Genomic DNA, 13019 nt, shown 5'->3' with positions numbered 1-13019 from the left:
CGTTATGTTAAAAATCCGCGCTTCGGTGGTCGCGTGATGTCGCGCTGTGACCGGGATCTCGGTTCCGCAGGGGCGGGCGACGCCGTTCAGCGAGCGAACGAGTGTTTGCTGGAGGTCGGTTGACACAACTTACTGATGCGTAACTTTATGCCCACTGACCGAATTGGGGCTTCAATATTTCGTTGACATCGACTCCCACCCCGCCGACCTGACGCTTGTCAATTTCGACTTGGTGCAGATGGGCAGCCGGATGGGTGTAGCCCTTGGGGGAACCCCAGTTGTGTTGCCAGAAATAGGCACCGAGGCCGTCGTTGACCGCCCAATCGATCGTCTTCGAGTTGGCGTACACGCCAGTGCGCTGGTGTCCGATCACCGACTCCCAGGACCGCAGGTAGGGCACGATCTGTGTTTTGTACTGGTCCAATGACGGATTGTCGTCGATCGAGGCGTATATCGGGGCACTGGCCGGCCCGCCGGCTGCGGCGTGCAACTCCGCGCCGCGCTTGGCATGCTGCAGCCCCCCTGCGGCACCGCCCAGCCAGTCCGACGTACTGCCCTTTCCGTACTGATAACAGGACACGATCTTCAGCCCGCCACCGCTGAGGTCACGGGCCTCGGTCAGTTGAATCGGCTTGCCGAGCATCCACGCGCCGCCGGGCCGCCGGTCAGAGACATACCGGATCGCTCCAACGGCGCCGGCCGCTCTGATCTGGCTGGCGGGGATGACGCCGGCCGCATAATCCAGCAGGGTGCCCAGCGAGGCCGACGCCGGCGGCGCATGCAGCGACGCCGCCGCTACTCCGAGACCCAACAGACCCGGAGTTGCGGCCGCGAATTTGAGCACGTCACGTCGCGATACCGACACATGCCACAGAGTACGACAAAAACCCCTTTTGACACATTGACACCAGCAGTCACATGTGCATCACATTGCTACAACTTCGTTAGCGGACCCAGTGGCGCTGTATGGCGCCCACTGCCCCCAGCATCGCGTAAGGGCCGGTCACCGCGACGAGGCTCAGCAGTGAGCGGACCCGGGGATCGCCGCGCTCGAGGTTCTTCAATTCCATCGCGGCGTTGAGGTTGTCCAGCGTGTCGACCATGAGACCGAGGTATTGCCAACGCCGCCGGTTGAGTTCGTCGCTGCCGAGATAACCGATGCCAAGGGCCAGGGCGCGGGCCCCGAATATGCGGATCAAGTACTTGGTTTCGGTGGACAGCAGCTGGTCTGGCACGCCGTTCATCCGGGTTTGGGAACGAGGAGACGCAAATGCACTGGCGCCCAACAGTATCCGGCCAACCGCCGCGGCGGCAAAGGCGCGGCGCAGCACCCTGGGTTGCGGCGGCAAGGCCGGCGTGGTGATCGGTGTTGTGCTCATGTAGTCAGTCTTGGCCGTCCACATAATCATGTCGATTACCTTCGAGGTAATGGTTTCAGGCCATGTAATGGCGTTAGGTTCACAAAGATGTCCGCGGGTATTGCGGTGCGCGAGTGGCGCACTCGTCGGCGTTTGAGCCAAATGGAACTCGCGCATCTAATCGGCGTCTCGCCGCGCCACCTCAGTTTCGTCGAGACCGGTCGGGCCAACGCCAGCCGCGCATTGTTGCTACGCATCGGCGAGCAACTGGATCTGCCACTGGACGCCCGCAACCGGCTGCTACTCGACGGCGGCTATGCACCCGTTTTCGGTGAACACACGTTAGACACCGAGCCGATGCGGCCGGTAAAGGCGGCCATCGACTCGGTGCTGGCCGGCCATGCCCCATATCCGGCTGTCGTCACCGATGCGTGCTGGAACCTCATCGCCGGAAACATCGGTTGCACTCTGCTCGCCGAAGGGCTGGACTCCGAGCTGCTGCAACCGCCGATCAACGTCATGAGATTGTGTCTGCACCCGCGCGGCTTGTCGCGGCGGCTACTGAACTTCGCCGAGGTACATGCGTCCATCCTGCGCCGGGTTCGCCGGCACGCCGACGCCACCGCGGCACCCGACGTCCGCCGGCTTTACGAAGAACTGGCCGGCTATCCGGCGCCCGGGAGAGTCGACCGCGGCGAACAGGCCGGCGAGCTCTATGTCCCGTTTCATCTCGCCACCCTCGACGGCACCGAGCTACGGTTCGTCAGCACCATCGCGACCTTTGGCAGTCCGTTGGATATTTCCGTGGAAAGCCTTGCAATCGAGTCGTTCTTTCCGGCCGACGAGTCCACCTCCGACTACCTGCATCGTCTTGACGGCACCCAGCGTCTTCGTATGATCGCCGAGCAGTACCCGCAGCTGCTGCGCTTCCTCGGGTCGGGCTAGAGAACGTTGGCCTTATTCTTGCTGTCACTATAAAGTTAGTGAAGTTACGGTGAGCGCTCACTGCAACGGGGGTTCGCATGGATCACGATCAGCTCATCGACCTCACCCGGCGGGCACTGAAGCTGGCGCGCGACAAAACCACTGACCTTGCCGCCCAGCAGTACACCGTTCCCGCCCGCGAGTACACCTCGGTGGAACGCCACGACCTCGACCGGGCCATGGTGTTGTCCAGTCCGCAACTCGTCGGGTACGTCTCGGAACTGCCGGGCCCCGGCAGCTATTGCACCAAGACGGTGATGGGCCGATCCATCCTGCTGACCCGGACATCCGATGAATCGGTTCGGGCTTTCGACAACGTCTGCCTGCACCGGCAGTCGCAGGTGGTCACGGGTTGCGGCACCGCCAAGCGCTTCACCTGTCCCTATCACGCCTGGACGTACGACAACACCGGGCGCCTGGTCGGTCTGCCGGGCCGCGAGGGTTTTCCCGACGTGGCGCTGAAGTCCGACGGCCTGACCGAACTTCCGGCCGTCGAGTTCGCCGGATTCCTTTGGGTGGCAATGACTCCCGGTACCGACCTGGATGTCGCGGCGCACCTGGGAGAACTTGCCGAGGAACTGGACTCGTGGGGCATCGGCCGGTGGTCTCCGTTGGGCGAGAAGGTACTCGACTCCCCCATCAATTGGAAGCTGGCCGTCGACACGTTCGCCGAGAACTACCACTTCGCCACCGTGCACCGGCAAACCTTTGCCACCATCGCCCGCAGCAACTGCACGGTATTCGACTCGTACGGGCCGCATCACCGGTTGATCTTCCCGCTCAACGCGATCCTGGACTTGGACAACGTTCCCGAGGACCAGTGGGATCCATTCCAGAACATGGTGGTGATCTACGCGCTGTTCCCCAACATTGTGCTGTCGGTGACGATTGCCAATGGCGAGCTGTTCCGGGTCTACCCCGGTGATCGCCCGGGCAGATCCATTACGGTGCATCAGAATTCGACGCCGCTGGACATCTCCGACGAATCGGTGGTCGCCGGTGCGCAAGCCGTCTTCGAGTACGCGCATGCCACGGTGCGCGACGAGGATTACCGACTGGTCGAGGGGCTGCAGGCCAACCTCGAATCCGGAGCCCGGGACCGGCTTGTGTTCGGCCGCAACGAGCCTGGGCTACAACATCGCCACATCACGTGGGAGCAGGCGATAGCGCCGCGATCAGATCGTCGATAATCACGCCGACCTTGTCGCCGCAGCCGCGACGCGCCCGCATCAGCAGTTCCTTAGCTTCGCGGCCACGGCCCGAGTCCACCAGCGGGACAAGCTGATCCACCATCTTCTGCAGGTGTGGATCGGCCGGTTCGGCGCTGGCGGCGGTGGTGGTCAAAACCTCCACGAGTTCCCAGTCCCGGTACAGCGCCAGCGAACGCTCGTTGAAAGCGAACGCACTCACCGGCTGACCCGCAAGGGTTCCGTGGTATCGGTAGGGACCTTCCATGTACTCGATCGGCAGGCCGTGCGCCGGAGCAGGGACCAGCGGCTCACCGACGATGTCCAAACCCAGAGCGGCACAGCTGATTCGATGGCGGTCCGGTAGGTAGCGCGCCGGCGCGGGCGGACGGATCAATGGCTGGATTTCGTCTGGCCACCGCACGTAGCTCTCGATCGTGATCTGGAAGTCCTCGGTGCACTCCGGCGCTCGCGCCGGGTCGGGATAACTCGTGGTCACTCCGGTAAACGGTTGCAGGGCATTGCGGTTTCTGCGGTCGAATTGGCGCCAGATGCTCATGTCGACGCCGTTGTCGAAATTGATCGTGCGCCATTCGTGCGACCTGGTCCGTGGTGGTTCCCCGGTTCCACCGCCTGCATACAGCGGAAACCACTGCCGGTCGACGTGACCGGCGGCCCCGGACACCTGATCGGTGAGGTCTCCCCAGCGCAGCGTTCCGGTCATCGTCATCGCGGTCTGGAAGTAGGAGTAGGTGTCGGGCTGGCCGAAGCAGACGATCTTGCCGTGGTAGGTCGAGGCGCCCACCGGTGTGGGGGCACGGGTAGGCGTCACGTCCAGGTCGAGTCGCATGGAGCGGCCGGCCTGGTCCACGCCCGCCAGGCTGACGCGGTAGCTGTACGGCAGTAGTTCGCCGTCGCCGTCGCGACGGGTGACCCATGACGCGGTGCCGGCATCGCTGCGGTATTGCAGATCCAGATGCCCAGCGGCGGCCGAAAGCTTGGGCTTGGCTTCCGGGTCCATGCTGGCCGGTGGCATGTCGTAGTCCGTATAGGTGCCGTATTCGCCGGTATTCAGATCGAACAACGCCAGCGTGTAGAAGTCGGCGACAATCGAACCGCCGGGCCGGTTCTTGTTGAAGATGGTCAGGAACGCGAACGACCGGCCGTCCTCGGGCGCGTCGAGCTGGCCCGCGAGGAACCACGTGTCGGATTCCTGGTCGGGGTGTTCGCCTTCGGCGGCAGGGAACTCCAGCCAATCGTCCCCAGGAACCAATTGAAAGGGATATCGGCGCCAGTCGTCGTTCATGCCACAGCCCGGCTTCGCATTTTTGCTATGTTAGCGCCAATAGTAAAGTTACGGTGGTGACGCACGATCCTGGCCACCTTTGCTATGACGAACTGTTCATCGGTGGGCGCTGGCGCAAACCCGCTACGCCGGAACGGCTCAGCGTCATCTCACCACACTCCGAAGATCCAATCGGCCACGTCCCGGCAGCGGGCCCCGAAGACGTCGACGCGGCCGTTGTCGCTGCGCGCCAGGCCTTCGACCTCGGTCCGTGGCCTCGACTTGACGTCGCGGAGCGAATGGGCAAGCTAGCAGAGTTGGCTGCGGTTTACGGGCGCCACCTCGACGAGATGGCCGATCTGATCACCGCGGAGATGGGTTCACCGCGCAGCTTCAGCAGGCTGGGCCAGGCCGCCGGGGCGGTATCGATGATGCATCTGGCGCTGGCGGCCGCCCGTGAGTTCCCGTGGGTGGAACGCCGCCGGGGCGTGCTGGGTGAAGCGCACCTGCGCCGCGCCCCGGTTGGGGTGGTCGGGGCGATCGTGCCGTGGAATGTCCCACAATGTGTGCTGATACCCAAATTGATCCCGGCGCTCATCGCTGGCTGCGCCGTCGTCGTCAAGCCCGCACCCGAAACCCCTTTGGACTCTTTGTGGTTGGCGGAGATGATCGAAGGGCTCGACCTGCCCGAGGGGGTGGTATCGGTGGTCACCGGCGGACCGTCAGTGGGCGAGGCGCTGGTGCGCCATCCCGGCGTCGACAAGATCGCCTTCACCGGGTCCAGCGCTACTGGTCGCCGTATTGCGGCCCTTTGTGGCGAGCAGCTGAAACGAGTGAGTCTGGAACTGGGCGGCAAGTCGGCAGCGATCGTCCTCGACGATGCCGACGTGACGAAGACCGTCGCCGGCTTGAAGACGGCCAGCTTGATGAACAACGGCCAGGCCTGTGTGGCGCAAACCCGCATCCTGGTGAGCGAACGCCGCCACGACGAGGTGGTCGATGCGCTGGCTGACATGATGTCGGGTCTGCACGTCGGCGATCCCACCGACGAGCGAACTGACATCGGACCCCTTGTCGCACAGCGACAACAGCAGCGCGTGTGGGACTACATCCGCTCGGGCCAGCAGGAAGGAGCCCGGCTGGTGTTCGGCGGTGACGAGAGTCCGGCCCAGCGCGGCTGGTATGTGCGCCCAACCCTGTTCACTGACGCGACCAACAACATGCGCATCGCCCGCGAAGAGATCTTCGGCCCGGTCCTGACCGTGCTGACCTATCGGGACGAGGACGACGCCATCCGGATCGCCAACGATAGCGAGTATGGTCTGGCCGGCTCCGTGTGGACCGCCGACACAGCCCACGGTCTCGAGATCGCCGGTCGTGTGCGCACCGGTACCTACGGCATCAACATGTACCAACTCGACATCAGCAGCCCGTTCGGCGGCTTCAAGCATTCGGGCATCGGGCGTGAGTTCGGGCCGGAGGGTCTCGACGAGTACGTCGAGCTGCAATCGGTGGTGTGCAATGGAAAGATGCCACCGATCAACGGGTTTCAGGGAACTGCAGAGTGATCTCGACCGGACAGCACAGCTCCCCGTGCTGATTGGTCACCTCGATCCGGACGTCGACGAGGTAGCGCGGCGGATCCACGGTGTCGTCATATCGCTTGGCCACCGCCCGCCCCCGGCCGACCATGGTGTCGCCGGCGTAAATGGAGCCGGCCAGCCGCATGGAGCGGCGCACCACACGCGTTGCCGGGCCGGCCCATTGGGTCGCGACCCGGTCGGCGAAACCGGCCAGGTGCATGGTGTTGACGTAAATCGTTGGGTTTCCTTGACTTTGGGCGTAGGCCGGATCGAAATGGCCCGGAAAGTAGTCCCAAGTGGCTCCGGCGTTTTCCACCACGCGCTGATAGCTGATCTCGTCGACGACCTCGGGGAGGTCGACGGGAACGTCGATGTCGTTCCAGTCCAGATCCGTATCGCTCATTGGGCCGTTGCTGGGGTGAAGCGGAACAATGTATTTCGGTTGATCGCCACCACCGCGCCGTCCTCGCGCCGATAGGTTTCCTGCGTCTCAACGAAATGACCGGTACCCAGCCGCGTCCGTTTTTCCGGCGACACCGCGACCAGTTCCTCGACCAGGGTGAGCCGATCACCTTCGACGATGGGCAGCAGGAACTCAACGTCGTTGGCGGCGTTGATGAAGGTGGTTCCCGGCAGCGGCACCCGCAACGCAATCGACGCCGTGGGCGCCCTGCAGCCGGGCTGCCATGGCGGCGGTACCAGCCAGCCCATCAACAGAGCCGGCGGAGCCAGCAAACCGCCCCACTGTTGCTGGGCGTACTCGGCATCCCAATATGAACGGTTAGGGTCGCGGACCATCGCCGCGAACAACTGAATGCGCGCGCCGCTGACCTCTGTCGCCGCGGTGCGCGGTTCGCTCGTCGCGCCGACCATTTGCAGCGCATCTTCATAGGTGCCGAAGGCCAGTTGGTAACTCACCCGGTGCTCGGCACGCTCACATGACGAGCGGGTGCCGGCTGGGTACCGAATCCCATTGCAGAACACGGGATGTGAAGTACCAGCCACCACGTTCGTAGATCAGCCGGTCTCGGAATGTCCCGGTGGCCCGCAGCGTGGTATCGCCGTATACGGCGGCAAAGAGCACCACAACGCAGCGCTGGACGGCGTTGACGCCGTCGACCTGAATCTCATGGTCGAGGCTGACCTGGCGCTGCCCGTCGCCGCCGTCGAAGGCCGCACGCAAATCGGTGTATGTCTCGCCGTCACGGGTGTAGCTGGCTCCGGAATGACGGAAGGTAGCGATCCACGCGTCGCGGTCCCCATCCGAATAGGCGCGATTGTGCCGGGCGGTTAGATCCAGAATGGCGGCGCGGCCCGTCGCGGCCTGGAGCATCTGCTGCTCCTGATAGGTCATGGTCATCGTTGATCTTCAACCTCTCCCGGGGGAACGACAGGACCGGCGTTACATGGACGTAACATTAGCGTCTCATCGGCTAACTCTGTAGCCGTGATTTTCACGATCCCACGCCACCTGGCTTAGTCCACGGGCCCGCAACAAGTCTTTACGTATCCGCCCAATGGCGTTCTTCGGGAGTTCATCAACCGTCTCGACGAATCGCGGGACGCAGAAGTAGGGCATCCGGACCGAACAATGGTCGAGCAAATCCGCGCAATCCAATGCTGCCCCGGGCCGCAATGTCACGACCAGCAAGATGTCATCCTCCCCCAATTCGCTGGGCACGGCGACCGCCGCGGCTTCGGCCACCGACGGATGGCTCATGGCGACGCTCTCGACTTCCACCGAAGAGATGTTCTCGCCGCGCCTGCGCAGCGAGTCCTTCAGCCGGTCCAGATAGGTCAGGTTTTGGTCGCTGTCGAACCTGCCCAGATCGCCGGTCCGAAACCACTCCTGATGTGGCTCAACCCGCAATCCGCTACCCACGTACCCTTCGCTCATCACATGCGGGTATCTGGGCCGGCAGGTGATCTCCCCGACCGCCCCGGTCGGCAACTCAGCGCCATCGCCGTCGACGATACGCACCTCGAAGTTCGGATTGGGCTTACCCGATGTTCCTGGAACCCCTTGGTCGTCAACGCCTTTGACCGCAAGCGGAAACGCTTCGGTCATCCCGTACATCGTCACGATGCGACATCCGTAGCGCTCTTCGATGGCGTGGTAGGACGTCGCGTCGATGGGTGCCGCGGAGATGAACCGTAGTGGCAACTGCGCGTCACGAGGATCCTCCGGCAGGTTCTGCAGCATCGTTACCATCGCACCGGCCCCGACGAATCCGATGGCGCCGTGGGCGCGCACGTCGTCCCACACTTGGCCGGGATGAAAGCCGCCGGCGAGCACCGTGGTTCCGCCGACCAGCATCGGGGCCAGCACGCTGGGTGCGGCGCTCAGGTGAAAAAGAGGCATCGCGGTCCACAACGCCTCTTGCGGACGGAATTTCCAGGCGGCGGCGGCGGTCGCGGCAACCGTGAACAGGTAATGCCAAGACGTGGCAACGGCTTTCGACGGCCCCGTAGTGCCGGAGGTGAAGAACAGTGCACCCACGTCCCCCGGCTCTGCGCTGCTGTCGGGACCGGCGGGGACGTCGGGAAGCGAATCCCCTTTCAGCACAACGCACTCCGTGTCCAGCTGATCGAGTACCTCGTCGACCCGCGGGCGCCGCTCCGGGTCGGTGAGAATCACCTTGGCTCGCGACAGCCGCAGGTTGTGCAGTAGGAAGTCGCCCTTGTTCGCCGCATTCACCCCCGCGCTCACCGCGCCGATCCGTGCGGCGCCCAGCCAGAAGTAGATCCATTGCGGGCAGGTCGCGGTGAACAGCGCGACGCAGTCGCCGCGCCCGATACCGTTGTCGGCCAAAACCTTCGCCGCCGCGCAAGACCGCTGCCGCATCTGCTCGAAGGTGACCTCGGTGCCGGCGATCGACAACAGCACCCGCTCGGGATGCTGCTCGGCCCGCCGATCCAGCACGGCCGGCACGGTGAAACGTTCGACACCGAAATCGGCGGGACCCAGCGGCCCGCTCATCAGGCTTCCGCTGCAGCCGGATCCGGCTCGCCCTGCGCGGTGTATCCGAAGTCGCTGGCCGACGGTTGCTCGCTCGGGTAGAAGCGGTGCGCCCAGCGGCGCAGGGCGGCGTAGTCGCGGGCCTCTTCCGGAGCGAGGTTCGGCTTCTCCAGGTACTTCATGTTCTCCCAAGTGAAGAAATCCTGCTTGATGACCTCTTGCTGCAATGCCAGGAATTTGGCGGCACGGCCGGTGGGCACATCGCCACCGTCGCCAGGCTCGCGGATGGATGCCTGAGTGTAGAAGTAGTCGGTGTAATCCTCGTCGACCGGTGTCTGCCCGGTGACCTGGATGGTGGCCACCAGATCACTGGGGAACCGGACGATTCCCAGCCCCAGCGAGTAGTTGTCATAGATGATCTTGGCGTCGACCGGTCCGTTAGGGGTCAGCCAGGTCTTTGCCCGGCCGCCGCCGAAATTGGCATTGACGGTGGCGTGCAGGTGATATCCCGAGACCTCGAACGACGCGGTGTTGGCGGGGTTGGCGGCCTTGTGCACGTACTGAACGTGATACGGGTCGGCCGCGTTTTCGATGATCATCTGCGGGTGCACTTTGACCCGATTGAGCATTTGGGTGTGTGGGTGCAGCGGGTAGTACTCGTTGGTCTCCAGCTCCGGCAGCACCGGCGGCTGCCAGTACGGCGGGCGGCCGTGGCGTTCGTGCCAGGCCAGGATGAATCCGTACCACTCCATCGCCGGGTAGGTGCGGATCCGGACGTTGTTCTTGCAGCCGATCTTGCTGTACGGGATCAGCGCATTGGTGCCGTCGCCGCGCCAGTGCCAGCCGTGCCAGGGGCAGACGATGTTCTCGCCTTCTACGGTTCCGCCGACGCCGAGGTTGGCGCCGAGGTGTTGACAGTAGGCGTCCAGCACATGCACCTGACCGGAGGCGGTGCGGAACAGGACCAGCTCCTCACCGAAGTAGTGGACGCGCTTGACGTCACCGGCGCCGAGCCCGTTGGCGAAGCCGACGATGAACCATCCCGTCGGGAACCGGTACGACGACAGCGCAATACCACTAGGCCCGAACTCCCGTTCCGACGGATCGCTGGCCGGGTCTGAAATGGTGTTCGTCACGAGCTCTCCGCTTCGACTGCTGGCTCTATTTTTACTATTTTAACTATCGAACGTGCAAGCGCCAGCCTTGTCCGCTTTCACTCGATGATTTTCAGCGCCGCCCTCGGGCATTGTTCGACGGCGGCGCGGACGTCGATCTCCCGCCCTTCCGGCACCGGGCCGTCGGCGATCTGAACTACATCCTCATCGCCCAACTCAAAGATGTCTGCGGCAATCGATTCGCAAAACCCGTTGGCCTCGCACAGATCCGGGTCCACTTTCACTCGCATCGAATGCCCCTTTCGCTCTATGTGCCTGCCGGTGGCCTACACCTACCGCGCAATATTTCTTCATTGTGCTCGTCGAGCGTCAGTCCGTCGTTGCAGCATCGTGGCAGTCGACGTCCACATACGTCAGGTGCTGGTCGTACGATCGGTTCAATGAAAAGCTCTTCTGAGTTGGTGGCGGTCAATCTGACCGAGAGGGAACGCGAGTTCATTAAACAGGCCTTGCAGCAGTGGGCAGGGTCAGCATCTGGCACACCATTTCCGTTTCAGGTGCTGGGGCTGTCGACGTGGGAGGAGTTCGGTGAACTCACCCTTCGCCTTCAGCGTGCCGTTGAAAATGCGGAGCCGCTGACCAATCTGGACTGGGCGCGAGTGTTGTTCCTCACTGAAATCACTTGGGCCAGCGGCCTTGTCGGGGCGGGCCTGGACTTTGCGATCGTCACCGGTTTCTCCGACACCGAAGCGATCAGCCTGCTGCGCGGCCTGCAGCGTCGCCGCAAAATCGGCGGTCACGAGCGCGCTAAGCTTCTGTTTCCAAATGGCGGGAGGACCACTACCGCCGAGGAAATCGAGAATATCGACCGTTGGGGGGAAGAAATACGTCGCGCGCAGCTAGGGCGACAGTACCCTCCTGGACTGTAATCAGTTCATCTTGAGCCGAATTCATCTAGGTCCGGTAACTCGTCTTTGCCCAGCACAGGTAGCTCGTGGTGGCTGTGCGGCAGCTGAACTGGGTGGGGGATGGACTCTGGCGGCACCGGTCCGCCCGCCATCGGGCCGCCCAGACGTCCTGGTGGCTCCATAGACGTGCGCGCAGCAGGTGGGGGTTCCATCGGCGCGAGATCGGCGCCACCCCGTATCGGGGGCGCCGGCGGAGGGGCTGACATTCTGGGCGCCATCTCACCGGGAGTCAAGGGCGGCAGCCGCCCCGCGACAGGAGGCGGGAGTGGGTCCAGCGCCCTAGTCCGCTGCTCAAAATAGTCCAGCGGGGTCCGCCACGAGTCGCCGGGGCGTGGTCTAGGTGCGAAGGTGGTCCCAAAATCTCCGCCCTTGGGCTGGATAAGAATGACTCTGCCGTCACGCAGCAGCGTCAGCGCGCCGGAGTCAATGCTGGTAGCGGCACGCGTGTTCGAGTCTTTCATCGTGTCGTAAATCCAGCGTGCCAGATCTGGCTCGTTCCATCCTGGAGGAAAATCCTCCGGGTGCACTTCTAGCGCGTGGCCGTGGGCGATCTCGATCGCAACTTGCCTCATTTGCTCGTCGGTCCAGCCTGCAAACGGGTTGCCGGGCGGACCTGGGGGTGCGGGTGGGTCTTGCTTGAATGTGTGCTGGTCGACTAATCGGACGCCACCCTTGTCTTTGCCGTCGCTCACTATGTGGTCATCAAGAGGGTGTGTTTCGGGGAAGGTGGGGGTGAGTTCGGTGGTTGCGGCGGTGATTTTGGCGGCTACTTCTTGGTCGGCCCCAAGTAATTGGGTGGCGCGTTGGCGGATGTCTGTAGCGAATACTTGTGCTTGTTCTTGGCGAGCCGCTTGCTCGGCGGCATTGTGGCTGGTTCGGGTATCTATGACCGAGAGGTCTTCTCCGACAAAAAAACCCGCGTTGTGCGCGTCCTCGACGGCATAGAGCACCCTGCGTTGGGCGGTGCCGATGGTTCCGGCGCCATCGCGGGCAAATTTGCTGGCTTGACGCAGTTGGTCGGCCTTGGCGACCACGATCGCCACGTCAGCACCGGTTCGCTGCCGCAAGGCCTCACCGCCAGCACCTTCCCAGAGCAGAATGTGGGATTGATTGCGGATCTGCAAGAACACGTCTTCCCACTGATCGGCGGTCTTAGTCCAATAGGAGGCCGCCTCTATGAGAGGTTCAGTGCTCCATGCCTGGATCTGGGAAAGGGTTGGCACCACCTAGACCAACCTGGGTCGCATGGCGGCCATCTCGGCCGCTGCGGTCTCTTCGTTGGCGCCATACCGTCTAGCACCGGTCATTACGGCGAGGGCCGTTGATTGGGTGCGGGTGGTCAACGCCGCTGCGGCCAGTTCAACCGCGACATGGACGCTGCCCACCGCCGCCGTAATGGGTTGAAACGGCTCACCTGCTGCGGGGGGCGTTAGGGCGGCAAGTTCAGCACTTCGCTGACTCCATCGGCTGGCCGTGGCTTGCAGCTGTTGGACATCAACCGCAGCAGACCCGGTTCCATCGTCGGGAAGTGTAATGGCATGCCCTGGGGCAGGGCTAGCAGGCATCGCCGTCCCCGGCAA

The 13019-nt window shown here is 63.5% G+C and carries 14 protein-coding genes and 1 pseudogene; 4 read left to right on the top strand and 11 right to left on the bottom strand.

The genetic code is table 11. The annotated features are described in order from the left end of the window. Window positions 1-145: 145 nt before the first annotated feature. Both AWC27_RS16775 and AWC27_RS16770 read right to left on the bottom strand, forming a co-directional pair. Window positions 146-865, bottom strand: a complete 720-nt coding sequence (locus AWC27_RS16775) for a DUF1906 domain-containing protein (RefSeq protein ID WP_085671504.1) — start codon at window positions 863-865, stop codon at window positions 146-148. Window positions 866-944: 79 nt separating this feature from the next. Further along, window positions 945-1379, bottom strand: a complete 435-nt coding sequence (locus AWC27_RS16770; protein WP_085671572.1) for a hypothetical protein — start codon at window positions 1377-1379, stop codon at window positions 945-947. An 87-nt stretch (window positions 1380-1466) separates the two neighbouring features. Here AWC27_RS16770 and AWC27_RS16765 point away from each other — a divergent pair, with 87 nt between their 5' ends. Both AWC27_RS16765 and AWC27_RS16760 read left to right on the top strand, forming a co-directional pair. Further along, window positions 1467-2303, top strand: a complete 837-nt coding sequence (locus tag AWC27_RS16765; protein WP_085671503.1) for a helix-turn-helix domain-containing protein — start codon at window positions 1467-1469, stop codon at window positions 2301-2303. 77 nt (window positions 2304-2380) lie between these two features. Next, the gene (locus tag AWC27_RS16760; RefSeq protein ID WP_085671502.1) at window positions 2381-3532 is read left to right on the top strand and encodes an aromatic ring-hydroxylating oxygenase subunit alpha; all 1152 of its coding nucleotides are present in this window, start codon (window positions 2381-2383) and stop codon (window positions 3530-3532) included. On the opposite strand, the gene AWC27_RS16755 is transcribed toward AWC27_RS16760, so the two are convergent. After that, the gene (locus tag AWC27_RS16755; RefSeq protein WP_085671501.1) at window positions 3489-4835 is read right to left on the bottom strand and encodes a secreted hydrolase; all 1347 of its coding nucleotides are present in this window, start codon (window positions 4833-4835) and stop codon (window positions 3489-3491) included. The genes AWC27_RS16760 and AWC27_RS16755 overlap by 44 nt on opposite strands. A 56-nt stretch (window positions 4836-4891) precedes the next feature. Here AWC27_RS16755 and AWC27_RS16750 point away from each other — a divergent pair, with 56 nt between their 5' ends. Then, complete coding sequence (locus AWC27_RS16750) at window positions 4892-6382, top strand: aldehyde dehydrogenase (protein WP_085671571.1); 1491 nt, start codon at window positions 4892-4894, stop codon at window positions 6380-6382. Here the strand turns inward: AWC27_RS16750 and AWC27_RS16745 are convergent. The 6 genes from AWC27_RS16745 to AWC27_RS16720 all read right to left on the bottom strand — a co-directional run bounded on the left by AWC27_RS16745 (window position 6354) and on the right by AWC27_RS16720 (window position 10761). Beyond that, entirely contained in the window at window positions 6354-6800 is a 447-nt protein-coding gene (locus AWC27_RS16745; RefSeq protein WP_085671500.1) for a MaoC/PaaZ C-terminal domain-containing protein, read from the bottom strand. The two genes, AWC27_RS16750 and AWC27_RS16745, sit on opposite strands and share 29 nt — an antisense overlap. Next, window positions 6797-7270, bottom strand: a complete 474-nt coding sequence (locus AWC27_RS16740; RefSeq protein WP_085671570.1) for a MaoC family dehydratase — start codon at window positions 7268-7270, stop codon at window positions 6797-6799. Before AWC27_RS16740 ends, AWC27_RS16745 begins: the two co-directional genes overlap by 4 nt. A gap of 61 nt (window positions 7271-7331) precedes the next feature. Further along, window positions 7332-7757, bottom strand: a complete 426-nt coding sequence (locus AWC27_RS16735; RefSeq protein WP_085671499.1) for a nuclear transport factor 2 family protein — start codon at window positions 7755-7757, stop codon at window positions 7332-7334. Between the two features lie 66 nt (window positions 7758-7823). Then, window positions 7824-9377 (bottom strand): AMP-binding protein, encoded by a 1554-nt coding sequence (locus AWC27_RS16730; protein WP_085671498.1) that lies wholly within the window; start codon window positions 9375-9377, stop codon window positions 7824-7826. Continuing rightward, window positions 9377-10492 (bottom strand): aromatic ring-hydroxylating oxygenase subunit alpha, encoded by a 1116-nt coding sequence (locus AWC27_RS16725; protein WP_085671497.1) that lies wholly within the window; start codon window positions 10490-10492, stop codon window positions 9377-9379. Before AWC27_RS16725 ends, AWC27_RS16730 begins: the two co-directional genes overlap by 1 nt. Before the next feature lie 77 nt (window positions 10493-10569). Next, window positions 10570-10761, bottom strand: a complete 192-nt coding sequence (locus tag AWC27_RS16720; RefSeq protein WP_083113321.1) for a ferredoxin — start codon at window positions 10759-10761, stop codon at window positions 10570-10572. A 150-nt stretch (window positions 10762-10911) separates the two neighbouring features. On the opposite strand from AWC27_RS16720, the gene AWC27_RS16715 reads away from it, so the two are divergent. Continuing rightward, window positions 10912-11400: a hypothetical protein gene (locus AWC27_RS16715; RefSeq protein ID WP_085671496.1), complete on the top strand. Its 489-nt coding sequence runs from the start codon at window positions 10912-10914 to the stop codon at window positions 11398-11400. A 772-nt stretch (window positions 11401-12172) separates the two neighbouring features. Here the strand turns inward: AWC27_RS16715 and AWC27_RS33245 are convergent. Next, a pseudogene (locus tag AWC27_RS33245) lies at window positions 12173-12452 on the bottom strand (hypothetical protein); the annotation flags it as partial. Window positions 12453-12665: 213 nt separating this feature from the next. After that, window positions 12666-13004 carry a hypothetical protein gene (locus AWC27_RS32185; RefSeq protein WP_372516842.1) on the bottom strand — a complete coding sequence of 113 codons (339 nt, stop codon included), beginning with the start codon at window positions 13002-13004 and terminating at the stop codon, window positions 12666-12668. Between the last annotated feature and the right edge of the window lie 15 nt (window positions 13005-13019).

The sequence above is a fragment of the Mycobacterium szulgai genome (assembly GCF_002116635.1).
In the GTDB taxonomy this organism is placed as follows: domain Bacteria; phylum Actinomycetota; class Actinomycetes; order Mycobacteriales; family Mycobacteriaceae; genus Mycobacterium; species Mycobacterium szulgai.
Note: the sequence above shows the minus strand (reverse complement) of the source record. Positions and strands in the feature narration are given on the sequence as shown.